Genomic DNA, 19,687 nt, shown 5'->3' on the forward strand with positions numbered 1-19,687 from the left:
GCGCCTGCCGTGAGTGTATCGAGTATGTCCCAGTGGCTCCAGAGCGGCCTTCGACGCGACCTCTGTGTACTGCTGTACGACGAGGAACGCAACGGTCAGGCGCTCAAGACGGCGATCGAGCGACGATACGACAGACGGTTCGAGCCGCGGCAGTTCTACGGCGCGCTCGACCAGCTAGAACGAACGGGATTCGTCGAGAAGCGAACCGAGGGACTGCACGACGTGTATGCGCTGACCGAACCGGGACGCCGGAGCGTCGAGCGCCAGTTCGAGTGGATGCGTGAGGAGCTCGACTATCCGTCGAGCACCTGATCGCCGATCGTGTTCCGAAGCACCTCGCTCGTCCCCTCGTAGATCTCGTTGAGCTTCGCGTCACGGTAGTAGCGCTCGACAGGGAAATCCTTCGTGTAGCCGTAGCCGCCGTGGATCTGGATCCCCTCGTTGGCGACCTCGCGCGAGACCTCGCTGGCGTAGAGTTTGGCCTGAGCGGCTTCCTTGATGTACTTCTCTCCCCGAATCTTCCGGTCGGCCGCGCGGTGCATGAGCAGTTTTGCGGCCTGCAGTCTGGTGTCCATGTCGGCAATCTTGTGTTTAATCGACTGGAACTCGCCGATAGGCTGGTCGAACTGCTCGCGTTCGTTTGCGTACTCGACGGCGGCGTCGAGGGCGGCCTGCGCGATTCCAACCCCACGGGCCGCGATAGTAATCCGCCCGGCATTGAGCGTCTTCAGCGCCTGGACGAACCCGTCGCCCTCCGCGCCGAGGCGACGTTCGGCGGGGATTCGCAGGTCGTCGAACCGTAACTCCGCGGTCGGACAGCCCTTATCCCCGAGTTTGTGTTCGGTGCCCTCGACGTGGAACCCGTCGTCTTCCTCGGGTCGAACCACGAACGAGGAGATCCCTTTGTTTCCGGCCTCCTCGTCGGTCTTGGCGAAGACGACGACGGTCTCGGCGACCGAGCCGTTCGAGATCCAGAGTTTGTTGCCGTTCAGGACGTACTCGGCGGCATCGCTATCGCTACCACCAACCGGGTCGGCAGTCGTCTCCATCGCGGGCACGTCACTGCCCGCGCCCGGTTCCGAGAGGGCAAACGCGCCGATCTCCCGGCCCTCGTTGAGCGGCGTCAGATACGTTTCTTTCTGTGTGTCGTCGCCGAACTCGTAGAGCATATTGCCCGCGAGGCTGGTGTGGGCGGCGACGATCGTCCCGAGCCCACCGCTACCGCGGCTGATCTCCGCCAGCGCGAGCGCGTAGCTGTGATAATCGAGTCCGGCACCGCCGTACTCCTCTGGAAACGGCATTCCGAGCAGGCCGAGGTCGGCCATCTCGTCGAGGAGGTCGCGCGGAAACTCGTCGGTCTCGTCGATCTCCCCTGCCCGTGGGACGACTTCCTCATCGACGAACTCCGTCACCATCTCGTCGATCTGGCGTTGCTCCGTCGTGAGCGTGAAATCCATACCGAACCGTTCGTGTCATGTCACTTCACCGTTTTCATAACGTGCATCAAAAACCGTTTACAACGCACGAGTAGTGGATGTTCCGCTGGAGGTGATTCCTTAGACCTTTTTATCTCTGGCGTCTAGAGAAGTTACTACGAGGATGAACGACACCCAAGAGGTGACGTTCGACGAGGACCTGGCCTGGTGTTTCGACGCCGTCTCGGACGTCTCGCGAACGTTTGCGATCACGATTGACGTGCTGGACGAGCCTATGGCTTCGCGGATATGTGTCGGCTACCTCCTCTGTCGCGTCGCGGATACGGTCGAGGACGCGGGCCATATCCCCCCAGCTATCCAGCAGGAGTTGCTTGAAGAGTACCAAGAAGCGATCGCACGTGATGGGGACGTGACAGTCCAAGAGTTCGACGATGACGTCGCCGAGTGGATTCCTGACGAACCCGGCGAGGACGCCGACGACTGGGAGGTCGTCGAGAACGCCCCCCGCATCGTTCGGACCTTCGAGCATCTCCCGGAAGCGGACCGGGAAGCGATACGAGATCCTGTCTGCGAACTGGTTGGCGGAATGGCGACGTTCGTTGACCGGCACGCCGAGACGGGCGGATTGCGGATCGAGACACCCGACGAACTCGAGGAGTACTGCTGGTACGCCGCCGGGACCGTCGGCGAACTCATAACGAATCTGGTCACCCGGGGAACCGACCCACAGCGAACCGAAGTGTTACAGGAACACGCCCGTTCGTTTGCTCTCCTGCTTCAGCTCGTCAACGTTGCAAAGGACGTCACCGACGACTACCACGAGGAGAACAACGTCTACCTGCCCGCGAGCTGGTTACGAGAGTACGGCGTCGAGCAGGACGCCGTCTGCGAGAAACAGAACCGCCGCGAGGTGACGAGCGTGATCGAACGCGTCACCGACCGAGCGGCGGGCTATCTCGACGACGCTCTGATCTATCTCGAAGCGTTGCCGGAACACCGCGGGAACACGCTGGCCGCGTGGGCGATCCCCTATCTGCTCGCTGTCGGGACGATCCGAGAACTCCGCGAACGCCCCGAAGATGTCCTCGAAGAAGGCGGCGTCAAGGTGCCAAAGCCCGAAGTACTCACGCTGATCGCGCAGTTCGACGGCGGTGTCGACAAGGCCGCACTGGCCGAGTTGCGCCAGCAGATGGAGCGTCGTCCGCTCCACCAGCACTGACTGGACGCCCCAGCGCGACGCAATCGCCTGCGGGAACCTTATTCACTCCTCGTCCCTACAACGTGTATATGAGTCTCGATGTCGACCCCCCTGAACCGCCGGAACTGGTCGAACAGGTCCCCGACAAGTACGAAGACGACGATCATCTCGATGAGGATTCGGAGTACCGCCGTGACGATCTCGAAACGTTTCTTCGGGAGGGTGCCTGGGTCGAGGGGTTCGATCACTGGTGCGATCACACCGACCTCGATGAGGAGGAGTACAGGATAGCGGTCGAACTCGGTATGTTCGCCGCGTTCGATTTCTTCTGGGACGACTTCGCAGATCGGGTGGGGTACAACGCGCCTGGCATTCCGGAGGACTGGCGCGAGCAGGAGTACCATTCCGACCTCGATTCTTGGGGCACCGTCTCGGGTATCAACGCCGCAATGACGGAGTTCGGACAGATCATCTCGGAGGTGCTCAAAGAGGAGTACATCGACTGGGAAGCCGAGTACGACGCGCCAGACGATCTCCCCGATTTCGACTGATCCCTACTTTTCGATCGACTCGGCTGGCTCGGCGTTTCCGAAGTACGGCTCCGGTCCGTCGGTCGGCGCGGCCCAGTCGACGGCGTTTACGATCACCTGTCGAATCTCGTCCTGGAAGTAGATCGGGTACTCCTCGTGGCCGGGGCGGAAGTAGAAGATCCGGCCGCTCCCACGGCGGTAACAACAGCCGCTGCGGAACACTTCGCCGCCCTCGAACCAGCTCACGAAGACAAGCGCATCGGGCTGTGGTACGTCGAAGCGCTCGCCGTACATCTCCGCTTTTGGCACCTCAATGGACTCGTCGAGACCGGCGGTGATCGGGTGTCCCGGCTCGACAGTCCAGAGCCGTTCGGTCTCGCCGACTTCGCGCCACTTGAGCGAACAGCTCGTCCCCATCAGACGCTTGAACGGCTTCGAGTAGTGTGCGGAGTGGAGTGGCAGAAAGCCCATCCCCTCCCGGACCCGTTCGACGACGCGCTCTGCGACGTCGTCGCGCACTTCGTCATGGGCGATATGGCCCCACCACAGGAGGACATCAGTGTCGTCGAGGACCGCCTGGGGGAGACCATGCTCGTCCTCGTCGAGCGTCGCAGTGCGGACGTCGTGGCCCGCGTCTTCGAGCAGTTCCGCGAGGGCGGTGTGGATTCCATCGGGATAGATCTCACCGACTTCATCGTTCTCTCGCTCATGTCGGTACTCGTTCCAGACAGTGACACTGACCATACATGGAAGTCAACGTCTTGCGTAAAAGCACCAGCGCTTCTCTCCGGTCGAACGGAGTCGTGCTAGAAGACGTACTCGTCGTCGTGACCCATCATTCCGTCGTCTTCCAGCCCTTCGTCGAACCCCTGTTGTGTGTCGTCGGAAGGACCGCTCGTCTTGTACGCTTTGAGGCCTGCGGACAGCAGGTCTTCGATCGCTTCTTCACGGTTTACGAACTCGCCTTGCTCGATCATCTGTGTGATCTGCATCTCCAGATGTTCGGGCACGTTGATCTCGACTTTGGGCATTAGACAGTGGGGCTTTGCCGGAGCCATATTTAAGTTTGACGGGGATCGCCCGAAATCGAGAGTTGATACTGGACGGTGTTGTAGTGGTCCGGGACCGAACCGCGCCATTTACCCGCCAGTCTGGTCTACAGACCGGTATGCCGATACCAAAATCCGAGTTCGATCAGCTCTTTCCCTGCGAATTCAGCACGCCCGAAGATCTGCTCGAACCGGACCAACTGTACACAGTCTACGAGATCGCTCGCCTGCTCCAGCAACTCGACCCGGACGCCGAGCTGGAGGCCGAAACCGAGGACGTCCTGCTCGACTGGGCGATCCCGTGGGTGATGGTCCACGCCGACGATCTGGTGATCGCCGACCCCCGATCAGAGGATGAACCGGGCTACTACGGCCTGCAGACCGACGAGTAGGAACTGACTGCAGACCACGATAGCCGAGTCATCGCTCGCGCGCCATTCGCCTGGAAAGCTCGATCTGGGAGTAGGGCTCGTTCGTGACGCTCGGCCCGTGGCCCACGTGTAACTCAGAGAGCGAGTCGTCGATTCGGGCGAGCACTCTATCGATACTCTCGACCAGCAGTTCACGATCGCCTTCAGGAAGATCCGTCCGACCGAACGCGCCGTTCTGAAACACGAGGTCGCCAGCGAACAGCCGGCTCGCCGCCGCCGAATAAAAACAGAGGTGATCGTTCTTGTGACCCGGCGTGTGCAGGGCGACGTACTCGTCGTCGCCGAGTATGAGGGTTTCCTCGTCCGTGATGGCAACGTCGACGGCTGAGTGGTCGGCATCGTAGCCCCACGTCTCGACATCGAAGGCGTCCGTGATTGCGGGCACGTTGTCGATGTGGTCCTGATGTGTGTGCGTCAGGACCACCGCATCGAGCGTGTCGACGCGCTCGCGGAGTCTGCCAACGGCGTCGAAGTTCGCGCCTGTGTCGACGAGCACCGTCCGGTCACCCGGAACGAGAAACGCGTTGCTGGTGAACGCCTGTACGCCCTTCGCGATGTTCGTAACCATAGCAGGCTGATAGGTCAGCCCGGTGTTTGGACCTGTCGGCACGAGGTCGCTACTCCGGTACGCTTACCAGCAGCAGCCGTACCTTCCCGTCGTCAATGTTATGTAATTGCCGGGTCTGGTCCGCCGAGAGCCGGATCGCCACGTCCGGTCCGAGACGTTCGGCGTCCCCGTCGAGTTCGACTTCCACTGCTCCCTCGATCACGACGTAGACTTCCTCGATGTCGTCTTCGCTGTGGTCGTGCTACAGCCCGCTCTCTCCCTCTTCGAGTTCGAGGAGAGTCACACCGAGTGCCGCCGTATCGAGTGCGTCCCCGAGAAACCACATGCCGCCCTGTCCGTCGTCGATCACTGAGTCGACCTCGTCCGGTGCTGCGGTTTGATACACCATACTGTACACTGCTCGCGTGGGCGCTTCGATCCCATGGGGGAACAGTAGGATTATCTATCTCCCCTCTAGCCACGTGTGTATGGAAGTCCAACTGCTCGAAGCAACGGAAAACCCCGAGGAGGTCATCTGTACCGGCGCGCGGAACGACTACATGTCCGAATTCGTTGGCGACCAGTCCTTCGAGGAGACGATGGAGTCGGTAGACGGTGAAACGATCGAAGACAAAAAGGCGACACTGATCGGCCATCTGCTCAACCACGGCCACTTTGGGCCGTTCGAGCACCCGCAAATAACGTTCGCCGTGAAAGGGATCAGTCGCTCGTGTATGGCACAGATCACGCGTCACCGCCACGTCTCTTTCGACGTGCAGTCGATGCGCTACGTCGCCTTCGACGACGTTGATCCTGCTGACGTCGAGGACGGCGAGATGGTTGTCACACCCCCCTCTGCGAGCGACCCCAACTGGGTCGGCCGGAATCAGAAAGCGGGACAGGTCGACGACGAGACGGTCGAGCGTCGCGAGGAGATATTTCAGCGGTCGGTACGCCAGTCGGTGGAGGACTATCAGGAACTGCTTGATCTGGGGATGCCGCCGGAGGACGCCCGATTCGTCCTACCGATCGGGACTGAAGTGAACATGGTGATGTCGATGAACGCCCGGATGCTGATGCACGTGGCGGATATGCGAGGCGAAGCCGACGCGCAGTGGGAGATCCGTGGACTAACCGAGGATATCCTCGATATTGCCGAAGAATGGTGTCCGATCACGTTCGAGTACTACAACGAGCACATGAAAGGACGGAAGAACCGATTGGCTCCCTGATCTGTCAGTAGATTTTCCGACCCGTCTCCTGTCGCAAGGTCTTTTGTACTACCCGCGTTGTTCTACTATACTATGGAGCGCTCGCTGGGTATCGGACTCGTGGTTATTCTGCTGATTGTGGGTACTCTGGGTGTTATTCCTGCAACCGGCAGTGTGACGGCAGGCGAGCACGTCTCAACGAGCGAAGTTGAAACCGACAGCCAGCTGTCGGCCGCTCAGAGCGAGGAAGTCGACAACGAACAGTTCAAGCTCACGATCCACGAGAACGGGACGGTACAGTGGACGTTCCAGACGAACCGGCATCTCGACGACGATGAAGAGGTCGAACAGTTCGAGACGTTCGCAGCCGAGTTCAATGACGACGAGGACCACCAGTTGTTCGCCGACTTCCGCGATCAGGCGGAGGCACTCGTCAGGAATGCGGATGACGAACTGGACCGTGAGATGGCGGCCCGGCAGTTCGAACGCGAGGCTGGCGTTGAAACCGACACGCAGGGTAACTCGGTCGGCGTCGTCAGAATGTCGTTTTACTGGGAAGGGTTCGGTGACCAACAGGACGACCGCGTGGTGGTCGGCGATATCTACGAGGGCGGACACTACATCGGTGAGGATCAGTGGATCGTCTTCGAGGCCGGAGATGGACTCGTCTTCACTGAATACGAGCCGAGAGAGACCGGAGAGTACTCGGGATCGGAGCTGACCGACAGCGACTCGATTACGTGGAAGGGAGAGGAGGTCTTCAGCGATAACCAGCCACGAGCGGTCCTTCAGCCTGCAGATGCAGTCGATGAATCGGAGGTGAACGGTGAACCGAACGCGAATCCGAACGGGTCGGAAGACGACGATCCGTGGATGCTGTTCACCGGGATTATCGTGCTCGTGCTCGGAATCGGAATTATCGTCGCGTGGCGACGTGATGCGACGGTGTTCGAACGGCTTGTGCCCGCCAATACGGCCGAGCAATCGAGGGATTCGACTGAGCCGTCGGCGTCGGAGTCGACGGACGACCCGGCGGTTCCTGACGAGGAGTTACTGACCGACGAAGCGCGCGTGAGGTCGCTCCTCGAGGAGAACGGCGGCCGGATGAAACAGGTTCGGATCGTCGAAGAGACCGGCTGGTCGAAGTCGAAGGTGAGTATGCTTCTCTCGGATATGGAAGACGAGGGAGAGCTCTCGAAGTTACGGGTGGGCCGTGAGAACATCATCAGTCTCGATGGACACGAACCGGAAGCCGCCGGATCGCCGTTCGACGACGAGTAACTTTGTAAACAATGTACCACTGTCAATCCAGGCGATATCGGAGCAGTGCCGCGATCCCGCCGAGGTTCGATAACTGCTGGCCGGGATCAAATTCGCCCGAGAAGACGACGACATCGCCGCCCTGTCGTTCGACCTGCGTAATCACGTCGTCGGCGTCGATCGCCCAGTCCCCCTCGCCGCTTCGTTCGGTTCTGAGCCGGTCATCAAGGATCAGCAGCGTCTCGATCGCCCCGAACTCCGCTGCCTCCGCGACGTTCCCGGGACCGTAGGACGCTTTTGCGCCGTCAGCCATCCGCTGTGTTAGCTCGTCGATCAGGTCTGCCTCCTCGGCGATGCGAGTTTCGGCCTGGACGTCATCGACCGCACCACGCTTGAGCACCTCGTGGACGCCCCGGTCGCCGACGCCGCTCGTGTCGACCATCGTTATTCTGTCTGTCAGTTCCGACGCTTCCTCTTCGATGTACGAGTAAGTGTCTTTCTTGGTAAATCCCGGTCCAGCAAGGATGATGGCGTCGACGTCCAGACGGGCGAGCGCGTCGGTTAGCTCCCCGAACAACTCGTCGCGCGACCGGGAGAACTCGCCTTTCCCAGTCGTGCCCGTAAATCGGGCGTACTCCTCGGTGCCGTACTGCTCGACCGAGTGGATGTGTGCCTGTCCCTCCTCGACGGTCGCGATGGCGACGTCCGGATTATCGGTGGCTTCGACGGCCTCCTGCAACCGTTCTTCCTGATCGGGTTTGAACCGCTTTTCGACGGTGATCTCGTCGCGTTCCTCGACGTTGAGCGTGTGATGCAGACCGAGCTGGTCCTCTCGCGAGCAGTCGTCGATCGTTCCGGCGACGCGCAGGCGATTCGAGAACTTGTGGAACTCGACTTCCTCGACGTCGATGGTGACGGACATGTGTTCGCGCTCGCCACCGGTGTCGCGCATCTGGTCGTCGTTGCGCTGAATCCGGCGCGTCGTATCGCCGCCGACGAGGTCGCCGGGTTCGAGGACGTACTGCAGATGCCAGAGGTCGTCGAGGCTCTCGGGGACGAGCGTCATCCGCTCGCGACCCCCCTCGACCTGATGGCGATCCTGAATTCTCATATCGATTGGTGCGTTCCCGTCCGGTAAGTGCGCTGTTATTCGTGCCCGTCGGGAAGTGGCCGATACATTGAATTATCAGTATGGTGTGGTGTAGGACGAACGATCGCCAATGGACGGAGTTGCCGCGATGCCAGCGTGGGTGTGGGTGCTCGTCGTCGTCGCCGTCACGGCCGGTGTGCTCTCCGTGTACACGTTCCGGTATCGGACGATTCCCGGCGCGCTCTGGCTTACTGCAATGAACCTCGTGGTCTGTGTCTACACGGGGACCTATATTCTTCTCGCGACGGTGATTCGGGCTCCGGCGACACTGGCATTTCTGGAACACCTCCAGCTGGCACTCGGAACGCTGGCGGTCGCCTGCTGGTTTCTCTTCGTGCTCACCTACACTGGTCGGGCGGAACTGCTGGGACGTCGTGGACATCTCGCCGTCATCACGGTACTGGCTAGCGTGTTCGTGCTCAACGTCACGGGTCCGATTCACGGGCTGGTCTTCTCGGAGGTGTTCGTCGACCTCTCGGGCGACGTGCCGATCGTCGATACCGACTCGAACGTCATCCACGTCGTCCAGTTGCTCGCGCTGTTCTCGCTGTCGCCCATCGGGCTCGTGTTCCTTCACAGATCGCTCTCGGAGCACGACGAGCTGTTCTCCGAGCAGGCGTTTGCCCTCCTTCTCGGATCGGTCTCGCCGTACGTGGCGGCCGGGATCGACGTTATGCAGCTTGAACCGGACCCTGCGATGCCCCTGTTGCCACTCGGTTTTGGTGCAATGAGCGTTGCGCTCACGTACGCGGCTGCCAGACATCGCCTGTTCGAGTTCGTCCCGGCAACCCGTCGGATCGGCGAAGCGAGGGCGCTCCAGCAACTCGACGACGGCGTCGTCATCGTCTCGACTGACGGGACGGTGTTACAGATCAACGAGAGCGCCTGCCAACTGCTGGATTGCGACCGTGCCCAGTGTCTCGGTGAGCCACTGGCGAACCTCCATGAGACTGGAGATGGTGGTCCGACAGATGTCCCCGAAACGATCGACCGACTCGGCCGAACGCTTCAGACGAGCCGCTCAGCAGTCGAGGGCCCGACCGGCGACGTGATGGGCTATGCGGTCGTCTATCGAGATGTCACGGGGAAGCGGCGACGACAACAGCGAATTACCGTGCTGAACCGGCTCCTCAGACACAACTTGCGCAACGAACTCTCCCTCGTCGAGGGGCACGTCACTCAGCTGGCCGAGATCGAGGATTCCGAGCAACGCCAACAGCGTGTCGACGAGATTGAAGCCGTCATCGAGGGGATCGTCGACCTTAGCCAGCAAGCACACGCCGTCGAACGTCACCTGTCGGTAGCCGACCGTGCGATCGAGCGGGTCGCAATCGGTGATCTGGTCGATCGGATCGTCGAACGGACTGCCCGGAACTACCCCTCGGCCGAAATCGTCAGCGACGTCCCACCGGATCTCGCTGTCTCGACATACCCTCACCAACTCGAAGTAGTACTCGAAAACCTCGTCGAGAACGGCCTCCAGCACAACGACTCGTCAGAACGACGGCTCGGGATTACTGCAACGAGGGACTCGGATGGTGTCGCCATCGTGATCGCCGACGACGGCCCCGGAATCCCCGATCACGAGATCGAGGCGATCGAATCCGGGGAGAGCTCACAGCTCTACCACGGGAGCGGACTCGGGCTCTGGCTCGTCAGCTGGGTCGTCGCGGTACTCGGCGGTGATCTCGACTTCGAGGTAACCGATAGTGGTACGACCGTACACGTGTGGGTGCCGAATCTAGGCGAGCAGTAACAGAGACTGTCTGGTCCCCCCTACTCGTCCAGCATTCGGCTCCCGCCCGGCGGCAGGAAATGCTGGATCAGATCGGGGCTCGCGACCTTCCGGACGAAGGAGGTATCCGCGAACCGCTCGCGGAACTGCCGGTAGATCCGTTTTGCCACGTCTCCCTGTGCGTACCTGCCCGGTTCGACCTCGATCACGGTCTCGGCGTGTTCGCGAACCGCGGCGGGTGGCCCACCGATTACACGCGTCGACGGTTCACAGGTAATCCCGACCGCGGCACCGATCTCGACGTCCCGGAAGTACTCGCGGTCGCCACGGATCGCGAAGCCGCCTTTCTCCAGAAACTCGCCGCTCTCGGGCGTCTTCGAGACCTGATCGTGGTCGACTGCGTAGACGTCCCCCGAGTAGCGGCCATCCTTCCAGACCGACGAATAGGATACCGCGAACTGTGCGGCCTCCTGCTCGCTGGAGTCAGGGACGTCGACATCGCGTGCCGCCTCGCTCGGATCCGTGGCCTTCAGAATCGTCACCGGGCCGCCGTGGGCCTGCGCGTGGAAAAAGCGGTCGCCCTTGTCGAGGTACTTCTTGACCAGTTCCTCGTTCTGGTCCGCGTTCCGCCCGCCGATCACGAGATAGCCGTCGGTTGTGCGGAACCAGCGGAAGCGCTCGTACCACTGCTCGGAGCTACGGACGGGGATCGACGGCATGGAGAGCCAGTCGCGATCGGTCTCTTCGTCGTCACCCTCCTCGTCCGTGTCGTCTTGCTCCTGTCGCCGTTCCCACTCGTCGCGGCGCTGCCTGACGTCTTCGAGCGCCTCGCGGGTGTCCTCGATGGCCGCCAGCGCGCCCTCTTTCTTTTCTTCGATACGCTTTGCTTCCCGATACAATCGATCAGCGTTGTGTTCGACGCCCTCGCTCGCGTCGAGGCGCACGTCGACGCCGTCGATGTCGATGGTGACGAATCCCTCGTCGGCGTCGATCCGGCGGACGGCTTCGGCCTCTGCGATCCCCTGTTCTGCACCCTGTTCGAAGGTTTCCTCGATCTCGTCCCACGGCACGTCCTCGGCTCGGGCGGCCTGAATCGTCGAGAGCACCTCGTCGACCAGATCGTAGTTGGCGTACAGCGACTCGGCCTTTTCGCGCTCGACGTCGGCGTCCTGCTCGAACCCCTCGATCGCGCCCTCCTGCTGTTCGATGATCCGTTGTTGTTTCTCGATCTCGCTCTCGAAGTCGGGCCGCTGTGTCTCGCCCGAGCTTTCCTCCTCTTCGGTCAGATCGAGTTTATAAAAATACTCGTCGACGGCGGCGTTGAACGTGTCGAAGACCTCGCTCTCCAGGTGATCGTACTCCTCCAGCGGGATCGGCGTCACGTCGACCTGCCGTCGGCTCCCCTCGTCGGTTTCCTCGTAGTACACGCGGGGGTCTCTGCCTCCGGTCCGCAGTTCGACCGCGAGTTCGTCGATGGCGGCGTACAGCGGTTCGTACACCGACTCGTCGGCATCGCCAATGTCGGTCGTCTTCTCGATGCCTGCGCGGGTACAGAGCTCCTCGGCGTAGAGCCCGCCGAAGTTGAGCTGTGTTGCGAGGGTCCGGACGACGTCGGAATCGGAGTCGTCCATGATCGCGACAAAGGCCTCGTAGGACATCGTCAGCGGATGGATCTGCGATTCGGGGAACTCGTACTGTGCGCCGGGAGCAACGGTCCGGGATTTCAGCCGGACGGTGTCGAGACAGTCGATCACATCGTTGTTCGGGTCGACGACAGCGACGTTGCCCGGCCCGAATAGCTCGGTGACAATGGTCGTGTTCTCGTCGTCGCGCTCGAATTCGAAACTGAGGATCCGGTCGAACTCGTACTGCTCTACCCCGGCAAAGTCCGCACCCGAAAGCCGGTTGCGAAGCATCATTGCGAAGTTCGGCGGTCGCCCCGGCGCGTCGGGGACGCGCTCGGGCGCAGCGAGATGGGCACGCTTGACGTCGCTGATCTCGACCAGCAACTCGACGCGACCGCGGTCGAAATCCCGCATCTTCAGCCGGAGGAAGTCGTCGCCGTAGAGATAGGCTTTGTCGACTTTCGCCCCCTCGTACGCTCCGAACTCGGAGACGAGGGCGGCGAGGTCGACGCTCGTCAGCTCCTGCTTCTGGTCCATACCCACAGGTCTTGCCGGGGGCAAAAATGCGTGTCGCTCCGCATGGATACTGAAGTCCCCTCCCGACGAACTGTCAAGTGGTCGTATCGATGGTTTCACTGCTGGAAGTCACGCTAATCGCGCTCGCGGCTGGCTGTGCCACCGGAATCGGCGCACTCCCGGTCCTGATCACCGGACGGATCAGCCACCGAACCTACGATGGTGCGGTCGGGATGGCGGCGGGGATCATGTTCGGTGCGGCCGTGTTCGCCCTGCTCGTCCCCGGCCTCGAACTCGGCGGCATCGGCGAGGTGCTGGGCGGTTTTCTGGTCGGCGGTATCGCCCTGCTCGGTGCTAACAGATTGTTACCGCACGTTCACCTGTACTTTCGCGGGCCAGTGGTTCACGGCGCTGATGACGATATCACGCTCAAGAACGCCGAAAACTGGCGACAGGCCGTGCTGATCGCTGGCTCGATCACTATCCACAACATCCCGGAGGGGCTGGCCATCGGGATCGCCTTTGCCAGCGGCTTCGACGCCGTTGGTGTCGCTCTTGCCATCGCAATCGGCGTCCAGAACATCCCTGACGGCTTCGCGATGGCCGTCCCCGCGGACAGGGCAGGGCTCTCGAAGGGGAATACGATCCTCTACACGACGCTTTCGGGTGCGGTCCCCGAACCGATCGCAGCGGCACTCGGGTTCGTGCTCGTTACGGTCGTCTCGGGACTGTTCCCCGCGGCAGCCGGATTTGCGGCCGGAACGATGGTCGCCGTCGTCTTCCGGGAGATGATTCCCTCCAGCCACGGCCACGGCTACGCCGATCTGGCGACGCTCACCTTCCTCACCGGGTTCGGCGTGATGCTCGTGGTGGACGTCGCGCTCGCGGTCTGATCAGTGCTCGAATTCGACATCGCGTTCCTTGCGCCGCTGTCTATCCTCGACGTCTTCGAGCGTCTCCGTTTCCAGCAACCGGTCGAGTTTCCGCTCGAACTGCTCGTCAGTGAGATCGCCGCGAGCGTATCGAGTCCGCAGCGTTTCGAGGGCATCTCTCGGGTGAGAGTCGTCGTCTCGTGGTGTCGACACTTCCCCGTCGTACTCGTCGACCCATTCTTCCATCTCCTCTTCGTCGCCGAACAGCATCGCGGTCACGGGGACGATAACGATGTAACCAAAGAGCAAGAATGCTAGCCAGGCCATGCTGTCGGGGATCAGAAACAGCATCGCCAGCCACGTCCCGGTAACGACTGTCGACGCGATTCCGACAGCGTTCTCGCGGAACCGCTCTGCGGTTCGTTCGTGCATGGGTTGCACCTACGACGGCACTGATAAAAACTGTCGGTATTCCTACGGGTGGTCCCCGAAGTACGGATAAATTGGTCTGATTACTGTCGGTCGTCGAGGGCTACGAACGACTCTGCTTTCGCCGAGATCCAGGTGGTCGTCTCCCGGTCGTCCGGGACGTCGGACGGGAAAATAGTACACTCGTCGGCTTCGTTGTCGTACTCTTCGATTATCGCGCGGAGCCCGGTGAGGTTCTGGGCGCTCTCGTCTTCGTGGAGCTCGTGTGATTCGTTCACGGGTAGTATTGTGGGACCGCTACGGCAGTGTTATTATTCTCTACTCCATTATTATTAACTCTGGCGTTTACCGTTCCTGTGAAATTATTGCCAGTCGCCATGGTTATAGGCATCGAACTACTGATACTCCGTATGAGTCGCGTCAAGTCCCTGATCAGCATGTCGCCGCTGAAAATCTCGCTCGGGTACTTGGTATTCGGAATTCTCTGGGTCCCTGCCACGGATTTGCTGCTGGCGGCGCTCTTTACCGCTCAGGCACCGCCGACTGCGATCGGACTGGCAAAAAGCTGGACCTTCATCGCTCTTTCTGCCGTGTTGATCTACCTGCTCTCGACCATCCACCGCCAGCAGATGTCAACCGCCCAGACGAAGCTACGGGCTGCGAACGAACAACTGCAGGTGCTCCACCGGGTCTTCCGACATAACATCCGAAACGACATCAACGTGATACAGGGGTACGCCGAGATCCTCACCGAGCGTCTGGACTGCGAAACGGATCGGGACCACGCCAGAGCGGTCCAGCAGACTGCCGAAGGGATTACGGCAATCAGCGAGAAGCTAAAGATGCTCGAAAACGTCGATCCGACCCTTAGCGACGAGCACGTTGTAGACCTCGTCGAAATCGTCAAGAGCGAGGTTGAACACGCCGGGTCGGGGAATCTCGCCGTCGATATCACGACCGATCTCCCGTCCAGAGCGTGGGTCGAATGCGACGAGTCGATCCGATACGCGGTCCGGGAAGTCCTCGAAAACGCGGTCAGACACAACGAAAAATCTCTTCGTCAGATCCACATCTCGCTGGATCGGACGGACGGCGCGGTCTCGCTTGACATCGAAGACAACGGTCCGGGAATCCCGGATGCGGAACTGCGATCACTCGATGCAGGTGAAGAGACTGCACTCGTCCACGCCAGTAGCGTCGGCCTGTGGCTGGTCAGGTGGGTATCACAGCTACACGACGGGCGGGTCCAGTTCGACACCGAGGATTCCAGCGGAACGACAGTGTCGTTCGAATTTCAGGCCGGGTCCAGAACGACGCTCCTCGATGCCGAGGCGAGCGTCAACGACCGGATCGAGGCGGTGGCCGACTGAACGGCTCGCTACACTCCTCGAAAAATCTCGGCCAAAAACTGCTCGCTCGGACCGCCCTCGCTCGCTACAATCGCTTGCTCACGTACGGCCCGTCTTGATAATACCCCAGCTTCTCACGGTAGTACTCGCGGGCACCGATGCCGCTGATCACGCTGACCTTGCCGTAGCCAGCGTCGGCGGCCAGTTCCTCTGCCGTCTCGATGAGGCGTCGACCATACCCCTTGTGCTGGTGCTGGTCTCCGGCGGCGTCCTGTCCGATCGCGGCCTCGCTGCCGTATACGTGCAGTTCCCGGACCAGCGCGGCGTCCTGTAGCTCCCGGCGCACGGGGTCGTTCGGGAGCCGGAGTCGACAGAAGCCGACCAGAATGTCCTTCTCGAAATCTTCGAAGCTGATGAAGTGTTCCGTCCCGCCGCTTGCCTCGTAGGTCATCACGTCGAGTTCGATATTCTCGGGCTCTTCATCATTCATCCCCGCTTCACGGGACCGGATGTCCTCACACTCCCAGCCGTGCTTGTCCATCTCCTTCCAGGCAAGCTGGCGAAGGTTGGACTTCCAGACGCCTGCGTCGATGAAGTCCGCGGGGATGTCCCGCTGGACGCGCTGGAGCCGAGTGTATCGGGGAATCATCGACATGATCTCGGCGACGATTTCGGCGGCCTCCTCGTTGGTCAGGGGATCGTACTCGCCGTCGTGCCACATGTCGTAGGTCCGGGTCCCACGGACGATCAGCGTCGGGTAGATCTTCAGGTAGTCGGGCTTCCACTCCTCGTCCTCGAACAGCCGGCGGAAGTCCTCGATACACATTTCGTGGGACATACCGGGCTGGCCGGGCATCATGTGGAAGCCGACCTTGAACGCGGCGTCCCGAAGCCGGCGGTTGGCGTCGATCGACGCCTGTGCGCCGTGACCGCGATGCATCTCGCGGTTGATCCGCTCGAAGGTAGTCTGGACGCCGACCTCGACTTTCGTCCCACCCAGATCGAGCATTCGGTCGATCTGTTCGGGGTCACACCAGTCCGGTTTGGTCTCGAACGTCGTCCCGATATTGCGGATCTCGTTTGTCTCGTTTCGCGCGATGACGTCTTCGAGATACTCGAACTCGACGTCTTCGGGGTCGGGTGCGAAACTCATTTCCTCGGCGGGCGAGGGCTCTGCCTCCAGATCGTAGTCGTTCATCGCCTGGAGGGCGCGCTTGACGAACCATTCCTGATAGTCGTGGCTCCGGGCGGTCATCGTCCCGCCCATCAGGATCAGCTCGACCTTGTCGACGGGATGGCCGATCTCCCGGAGCTGGTGGAGCCGCAGGGTCACTTGCCCGTAGGGATCGTAGTCGTTCTGCTCGCCACGGGCCGCCGCTGGCTCGTGGCCAGTGTAGCTCTGTGAGCTCGAAAACTCCGAGCCCGGGCCGCCGGGACAGTACAGACACTTCCCGTGCGGGCAGTTGTGCGGGCTGGTCATGATCGCCACCGGCGAGACGCCCGAGGCCGTTCTGACCGGTTTGCGCTGCAGGACGGCTTCCAGTTCCTCGCGGCGCTCCTGCGGTGCGTAATCCAGTAGGTCAGTATGTTTTGGCACCTTGGGCGAGGAAAACTCCGAGCAGACATCGAGCTTGGCGCTCTCCAGGTCGTCTCGCTCTATCTCCCCCGCGAGGATCTGATCGACAAGCTCCGAACAGGCGTTCTCGAACGCCTCGCTTTCGGTGGCGTCCGACTCGGTACTCATTACCCGATCAAAGCGACTTGCGGCGAATAAGAGTATCGACTGGTTACAGCTCGCTCGCGATCGATGCGATGACGGCTTCGAGCACGTCGTCACGGCCGCCCGCGAGGAACTCGATGTGACCGTCACGGCCACCCACCGCGGAAACGGCGGCGTTGTTGGCTCGCTCGGCTGCCTGGTCGGCTATCTCTCGGACGTCGAGGCCAACCGAGCTACGCACATGGATCTCGTCGTCGTCGACGCCGAGCGTCACGAGCGGCGTCCCCAGCTCCTCGCTCTCGCGACGGTGGAGCGCGTCGACGAGTAGCGTCGTCGTCGGGAAGTCGTACTGGTGGGTGTAGGCGTCGGTATCGAGAACCGCGAAGTGAACGCCTTTTGCCTCCCGCGTGGTCAGGTTCCGTTCGGCGGTCTCGATCTCGGTGTCGAGTTTCGTTCGGAACTGCTCGCTGACGTGCCCGGCGAGCCCCTCGGCGCGCTCGAACAGCAGGTCCGTGATCAGTTCGCGCTTGTCGCGGTAGGTCTGGTAGAACGCCTCCAGCGCGATCGCTTCGCGGAGCTCCTGTACTGCCTCGGTGTCGTAGCCCGCTTCGTTGGCAAGCTCGACGTACTGCTCGGGAGCGGCTTCCCAGTACCCAACTGCGGGGACGTGTTCGAGATCAGCGCGAACGTCGGGGTTGACCGCCGCAGCGACGTTCGCTGCGATCGCGGGTGTCGTGACATCCTCGGCGGAGACGAAGGTATCGACGGCCGAATCGACGCCCTCGTCCGGCGCGTGGGTGTCGATTACAACGCGTTCGACGTCGTAGACATCCAGCAGTTCGTAGCCGTCTCTGGACTCTTTCGTGCTACCGACGTCCACAAGCACGACCAGGGGTAGCTGTTCGCCGTGTCGTTCACGGGCTTCCAGCATGTTCGTCACGTCGTTGGTCGCGGCCTCCATGTCGTAGATATGACCTTCGAGCGGTCGTCGATTGAAGTAGTTGTAGATCGCATCCTGTCGGTCGTGTTCCTCGCGGATCAGGGGCAGTGCAGCGCGTTCGAGTGCGGCACCGGCCGCGTAGCCGTCGGCGGTCGCGCTATGGCGAACGACGATCGGTCGACCGATCATGATGGCGCGACGGATCGCCGTCGTTGCGGCTTCGATTCCATCCTCGACTGCGGCGACGGCGTCGTGGTCGGCCAGCAGCTCGATCTCCTCGGGCCGGGCAGCCTCCGAGAGCGCGTCCCGGAGTCGCTCTTCGACGACGGCGCGCTCGCCGCCGGTCAGCTCCATCAGGGCCGCGGTCTCGACCTGCAGTTCCTCGCGTCGGAGTTCGACCTCGCCGTCGAGCCTGACGAAGTCGTCGGTCTCGATCTCGGGGTACGCTCGAACGCCCGCTTCCTCGAAGGCGGCACACTCGACGGTGCCGGTCTCGTCTCGCAGCTCGAAGATCGTCGGGCCACTGGTCTGCCGGACGCTCACGACTTCTCCTTCGATCCGGACGCGGTCGCCGACTCTGTCTCCGAGCGTGTCGATCTCGGAACGTTCGATCGTCTCCGCCGCTACATCGTCTGCTGGCTCGTCGTCGATGTCGGGCTCCGGCTCATCCGCCTCGATATCGTCGTCCGGTTCTTCCTCGTCCGATTCGCCATCTTCGAGGGACGATTCCGCGTCGTCCGCATCGGCAGACTCGTCGACGAGCGTCTCGACTGCTTCGTCGACTACCGTCGTCGCGTCCCCGGTCTGCTGTTCTCCCTGCGTCGTGCCACCGTTCGGAGCCACCGTCTCGTCCGTCGTGTCAGGTGCTGTATCGTCGTCGACCGTTGCCGACGACTTATCGGCGTTTCCCGACTCGTCCTCGTCGTACTTTTTGTCGCCGCTCGGTGCGTCAATCAGTCGGCCGCGGAAATCCCGGTCTTCCTGTCGGATCGACCAGCCCAGATCGACATCGCCGTTGTCCCGAATCGATTTGACCTTGACGTACATGTCGTCGCCAGTGTCCCAGTCGAGGCTGTCAAGTCGCTGATCGAGTTCGCTACGGTGGAGGAGGCCGGTGACGCTATCGCCGATGTTGACGAAGACGCCGAACTCGGCGAAGCCATCGACCTCACCCTTATAATACCGGTTCGGCGTGAGCTGCTCCGGGGAGTTCCCACGGAACTCGAACGCAACGTCCTCTTCGTGTGTGCTACAGACGAGCCCATCCACGGGCTTGCCACAGATGATACAGTTGCTCATTTGATCGAATTGAATAGCCCCGCCCTAAAACTGTTGTCGAAACTCTCTCGGCGCGTGGCCGGGACTGACGTCGGATCGACTACTCGAAGGCCGGACTCTCCGCTTCTAGCTGGTCGATATCCTCGGCGATGGATCGGACGTCTTCGGGGAACAGTGCCACCTGTATCTCGCTGCCCTCAGCATCCTCGAACACGAGTTTGACGCGCTTGTCGCCGAACTCCCGCGCTGTTGCTTGCTCCACGTCGAATAGCTTCGCCGTCGCGGTCTTGTTCGACGGCCCGACGTTCTTGATCGCGCCGTCTTTCAGTTCGAGCATGAAGTCGTCCAGTTGTAGTGTGAGCATGGACACAGTTTATCCGGGAGGCTCAAAAGTCCCATCCTCGCGACCGC

General features: G+C 61.5%; 21 protein-coding genes and 1 pseudogene. 9 read left to right on the forward strand and 13 right to left on the reverse strand.

Going from position 1 to position 19,687, the window contains the following annotated elements:
* Positions 1 to 24: 24 nt before the first annotated feature.
* Entirely contained in the window at positions 25 to 312 is a 288-nt protein-coding gene (locus tag AArcS_RS03980; RefSeq protein WP_238479126.1) for a PadR family transcriptional regulator, read from the forward strand.
* Here AArcS_RS03980 and AArcS_RS03985 read toward each other — a convergent pair.
* Positions 294 to 1,457 (reverse strand): acyl-CoA dehydrogenase, encoded by a 1,164-nt coding sequence (locus tag AArcS_RS03985; protein ID WP_238479127.1) that lies wholly within the window; start codon positions 1,455 to 1,457, stop codon positions 294 to 296. The two genes, AArcS_RS03980 and AArcS_RS03985, sit on opposite strands and share 19 nt — an antisense overlap.
* 142 nt (positions 1,458 to 1,599) lie before the next feature.
* Between AArcS_RS03985 and AArcS_RS03990 the strand changes: the two genes are divergently transcribed.
* Together AArcS_RS03990 and AArcS_RS03995 are read left to right on the forward strand one after the other, a co-directional pair.
* Entirely contained in the window at positions 1,600 to 2,655 is a 1,056-nt protein-coding gene (locus AArcS_RS03990; RefSeq protein WP_238479128.1) for a phytoene/squalene synthase family protein, read from the forward strand.
* 68 nt (positions 2,656 to 2,723) lie between these two features.
* Entirely contained in the window at positions 2,724 to 3,185 is a 462-nt protein-coding gene (locus AArcS_RS03995) for a DUF7992 family protein (protein WP_238479129.1), read from the forward strand.
* A gap of 3 nt (positions 3,186 to 3,188) precedes the next feature.
* On the opposite strand, the gene AArcS_RS04000 is transcribed toward AArcS_RS03995, so the two are convergent.
* Positions 3,189 to 3,908 (reverse strand): ThuA domain-containing protein, encoded by a 720-nt coding sequence (locus tag AArcS_RS04000; protein ID WP_238479130.1) that lies wholly within the window; start codon positions 3,906 to 3,908, stop codon positions 3,189 to 3,191.
* 62 nt (positions 3,909 to 3,970) lie between these two features.
* The gene (locus AArcS_RS04005) at positions 3,971 to 4,195 is read right to left on the reverse strand and encodes a ribbon-helix-helix domain-containing protein (RefSeq protein ID WP_238479131.1); all 225 of its coding nucleotides are present in this window, start codon (positions 4,193 to 4,195) and stop codon (positions 3,971 to 3,973) included.
* Between the two features lie 137 nt (positions 4,196 to 4,332).
* On the opposite strand from AArcS_RS04005, the gene AArcS_RS04010 reads away from it, so the two are divergent.
* A complete protein-coding gene (locus tag AArcS_RS04010; RefSeq protein ID WP_238479132.1) occupies positions 4,333 to 4,605 on the forward strand; it encodes a DUF5827 family protein in 273 nt (90 codons plus the stop codon).
* 28 nt (positions 4,606 to 4,633) lie between these two features.
* Here the strand turns inward: AArcS_RS04010 and AArcS_RS04015 are convergent, their stop codons facing one another.
* The 3 genes and pseudogenes from AArcS_RS04015 to AArcS_RS04025 form a co-directional block, all read right to left on the reverse strand.
* The gene (locus AArcS_RS04015; RefSeq protein ID WP_238479133.1) at positions 4,634 to 5,212 is read right to left on the reverse strand and encodes an MBL fold metallo-hydrolase; all 579 of its coding nucleotides are present in this window, start codon (positions 5,210 to 5,212) and stop codon (positions 4,634 to 4,636) included.
* A 49-nt stretch (positions 5,213 to 5,261) separates the two neighbouring features.
* Positions 5,262 to 5,435 (reverse strand): annotated as a pseudogene (locus AArcS_RS04020) (cupin domain-containing protein); the annotation flags it as partial.
* An 18-nt stretch (positions 5,436 to 5,453) separates the two neighbouring features.
* Positions 5,454 to 5,600 (reverse strand): hypothetical protein, encoded by a 147-nt coding sequence (locus AArcS_RS04025; protein WP_238479135.1) that lies wholly within the window; start codon positions 5,598 to 5,600, stop codon positions 5,454 to 5,456.
* 79 nt (positions 5,601 to 5,679) lie between these two features.
* Here AArcS_RS04025 and thyX point away from each other — a divergent pair, with 79 nt between their 5' ends.
* Together thyX and AArcS_RS04035 are read left to right on the forward strand one after the other, a co-directional pair.
* The gene (gene thyX, locus AArcS_RS04030) at positions 5,680 to 6,423 is read left to right on the forward strand and encodes an FAD-dependent thymidylate synthase (RefSeq protein ID WP_238479136.1); all 744 of its coding nucleotides are present in this window, start codon (positions 5,680 to 5,682) and stop codon (positions 6,421 to 6,423) included.
* Positions 6,424 to 6,495: 72 nt separating this feature from the next.
* Positions 6,496 to 7,683 carry a helix-turn-helix transcriptional regulator gene (locus AArcS_RS04035; protein WP_238479137.1) on the forward strand — a complete coding sequence of 396 codons (1,188 nt, stop codon included), beginning with the start codon at positions 6,496 to 6,498 and terminating at the stop codon, positions 7,681 to 7,683.
* 22 nt (positions 7,684 to 7,705) lie between these two features.
* On the opposite strand, the gene AArcS_RS04040 is transcribed toward AArcS_RS04035, so the two are convergent.
* Positions 7,706 to 8,773 carry an mRNA surveillance protein pelota gene (locus AArcS_RS04040; protein WP_238479138.1) on the reverse strand — a complete coding sequence of 356 codons (1,068 nt, stop codon included), beginning with the start codon at positions 8,771 to 8,773 and terminating at the stop codon, positions 7,706 to 7,708.
* Between the two features lie 109 nt (positions 8,774 to 8,882).
* Here AArcS_RS04040 and AArcS_RS04045 point away from each other — a divergent pair, with 109 nt between their 5' ends.
* Positions 8,883 to 10,568 carry a sensor histidine kinase gene (locus AArcS_RS04045; RefSeq protein WP_238479139.1) on the forward strand — a complete coding sequence of 562 codons (1,686 nt, stop codon included), beginning with the start codon at positions 8,883 to 8,885 and terminating at the stop codon, positions 10,566 to 10,568.
* Positions 10,569 to 10,588: 20 nt separating this feature from the next.
* Here AArcS_RS04045 and rqcH read toward each other — a convergent pair whose 3' ends face one another.
* Positions 10,589 to 12,709, reverse strand: a complete 2,121-nt coding sequence (rqcH, locus tag AArcS_RS04050; RefSeq protein WP_238479140.1) for a ribosome rescue protein RqcH — start codon at positions 12,707 to 12,709, stop codon at positions 10,589 to 10,591.
* An 89-nt stretch (positions 12,710 to 12,798) separates the two neighbouring features.
* Between rqcH and AArcS_RS04055 the strand changes: the two genes are divergently transcribed.
* Positions 12,799 to 13,581 (forward strand): ZIP family metal transporter, encoded by a 783-nt coding sequence (locus AArcS_RS04055; protein WP_238479141.1) that lies wholly within the window; start codon positions 12,799 to 12,801, stop codon positions 13,579 to 13,581.
* Here AArcS_RS04055 and AArcS_RS04060 read toward each other — a convergent pair whose 3' ends face one another.
* Both AArcS_RS04060 and AArcS_RS04065 read right to left on the reverse strand, forming a co-directional pair.
* Complete coding sequence (locus AArcS_RS04060) at positions 13,582 to 13,992, reverse strand: SHOCT domain-containing protein (protein WP_238479142.1); 411 nt, start codon at positions 13,990 to 13,992, stop codon at positions 13,582 to 13,584.
* Positions 13,993 to 14,072: 80 nt separating this feature from the next.
* Complete coding sequence (locus AArcS_RS04065) at positions 14,073 to 14,267, reverse strand: DUF7511 domain-containing protein (protein WP_238479143.1); 195 nt, start codon at positions 14,265 to 14,267, stop codon at positions 14,073 to 14,075.
* Positions 14,268 to 14,399: 132 nt separating this feature from the next.
* Here AArcS_RS04065 and AArcS_RS04070 point away from each other — a divergent pair, with 132 nt between their 5' ends.
* A complete protein-coding gene (locus tag AArcS_RS04070) occupies positions 14,400 to 15,359 on the forward strand; it encodes a sensor histidine kinase (protein WP_238479144.1) in 960 nt (319 codons plus the stop codon).
* Between the two features lie 64 nt (positions 15,360 to 15,423).
* On the opposite strand, the gene AArcS_RS04075 is transcribed toward AArcS_RS04070, so the two are convergent.
* From AArcS_RS04075 to AArcS_RS04085, 3 genes are all read right to left on the reverse strand, one after another.
* Entirely contained in the window at positions 15,424 to 17,082 is a 1,659-nt protein-coding gene (locus tag AArcS_RS04075; RefSeq protein ID WP_238479145.1) for a tRNA uridine(34) 5-carboxymethylaminomethyl modification radical SAM/GNAT enzyme Elp3, read from the reverse strand.
* A 43-nt stretch (positions 17,083 to 17,125) separates the two neighbouring features.
* Positions 17,126 to 19,297: a DHH family phosphoesterase gene (locus tag AArcS_RS04080; RefSeq protein ID WP_238479146.1), complete on the reverse strand. Its 2,172-nt coding sequence runs from the start codon at positions 19,295 to 19,297 to the stop codon at positions 17,126 to 17,128.
* Positions 19,298 to 19,376: 79 nt separating this feature from the next.
* On the reverse strand, positions 19,377 to 19,640 hold the full coding sequence (locus AArcS_RS04085; protein WP_238479147.1) for a hypothetical protein: 264 nt from the start codon (positions 19,638 to 19,640) through the stop codon (positions 19,377 to 19,379).
* Positions 19,641 to 19,687 lie beyond the last annotated feature (47 nt).

Source organism: Natranaeroarchaeum sulfidigenes (genome assembly GCF_017094485.1).
GTDB classification, from domain to species: Archaea; Halobacteriota; Halobacteria; order Halobacteriales; family Natronoarchaeaceae; genus Natranaeroarchaeum; species Natranaeroarchaeum sulfidigenes.

What these genes read in the sequence shown, in the direction of transcription:
- AArcS_RS04060 (WP_238479142.1), bottom strand. Translation starts at nt 13,992, where the DNA reads ATGCACGAACGAACCGCAGAGCGGTTCCGCGAGAACGCTGTCGGAATC.
- AArcS_RS04005 (WP_238479131.1), bottom strand. Translation starts at nt 4,195, where the DNA reads ATGCCCAAAGTCGAGATCAACGTGCCCGAACATCTGGAGATGCAGATC.
- AArcS_RS04015 (WP_238479133.1), bottom strand. Translation starts at nt 5,212, where the DNA reads ATGGTTACGAACATCGCGAAGGGCGTACAGGCGTTCACCAGCAACGCG.
- thyX (WP_238479136.1), top strand. Translation starts at nt 5,680, where the DNA reads ATGGAAGTCCAACTGCTCGAAGCAACGGAAAACCCCGAGGAGGTCATC.
- AArcS_RS04045 (WP_238479139.1), top strand. Translation starts at nt 8,883, where the DNA reads ATGGACGGAGTTGCCGCGATGCCAGCGTGGGTGTGGGTGCTCGTCGTC.
- AArcS_RS03985 (WP_238479127.1), bottom strand. Translation starts at nt 1,457, where the DNA reads ATGGATTTCACGCTCACGACGGAGCAACGCCAGATCGACGAGATGGTG.
- rqcH (WP_238479140.1), bottom strand. Translation starts at nt 12,709, where the DNA reads ATGGACCAGAAGCAGGAGCTGACGAGCGTCGACCTCGCCGCCCTCGTC.
- AArcS_RS04010 (WP_238479132.1), top strand. Translation starts at nt 4,333, where the DNA reads ATGCCGATACCAAAATCCGAGTTCGATCAGCTCTTTCCCTGCGAATTC.
- AArcS_RS04085 (WP_238479147.1), bottom strand. Translation starts at nt 19,640, where the DNA reads ATGCTCACACTACAACTGGACGACTTCATGCTCGAACTGAAAGACGGC.
- AArcS_RS03990 (WP_238479128.1), top strand. Translation starts at nt 1,600, where the DNA reads ATGAACGACACCCAAGAGGTGACGTTCGACGAGGACCTGGCCTGGTGT.
- AArcS_RS04080 (WP_238479146.1), bottom strand. Translation starts at nt 19,297, where the DNA reads ATGAGCAACTGTATCATCTGTGGCAAGCCCGTGGATGGGCTCGTCTGT.
- AArcS_RS04070 (WP_238479144.1), top strand. Translation starts at nt 14,400, where the DNA reads ATGAGTCGCGTCAAGTCCCTGATCAGCATGTCGCCGCTGAAAATCTCG.
- AArcS_RS04075 (WP_238479145.1), bottom strand. Translation starts at nt 17,082, where the DNA reads ATGAGTACCGAGTCGGACGCCACCGAAAGCGAGGCGTTCGAGAACGCC.
- AArcS_RS04035 (WP_238479137.1), top strand. Translation starts at nt 6,496, where the DNA reads ATGGAGCGCTCGCTGGGTATCGGACTCGTGGTTATTCTGCTGATTGTG.
- AArcS_RS04040 (WP_238479138.1), bottom strand. Translation starts at nt 8,773, where the DNA reads ATGAGAATTCAGGATCGCCATCAGGTCGAGGGGGGTCGCGAGCGGATG.
- AArcS_RS03995 (WP_238479129.1), top strand. Translation starts at nt 2,724, where the DNA reads ATGAGTCTCGATGTCGACCCCCCTGAACCGCCGGAACTGGTCGAACAG.
- AArcS_RS03980 (WP_238479126.1), top strand. Translation starts at nt 25, where the DNA reads ATGTCCCAGTGGCTCCAGAGCGGCCTTCGACGCGACCTCTGTGTACTG.
- AArcS_RS04055 (WP_238479141.1), top strand. Translation starts at nt 12,799, where the DNA reads ATGGTTTCACTGCTGGAAGTCACGCTAATCGCGCTCGCGGCTGGCTGT.
- AArcS_RS04000 (WP_238479130.1), bottom strand. Translation starts at nt 3,908, where the DNA reads ATGGTCAGTGTCACTGTCTGGAACGAGTACCGACATGAGCGAGAGAAC.
- AArcS_RS04025 (WP_238479135.1), bottom strand. Translation starts at nt 5,600, where the DNA reads ATGGTGTATCAAACCGCAGCACCGGACGAGGTCGACTCAGTGATCGAC.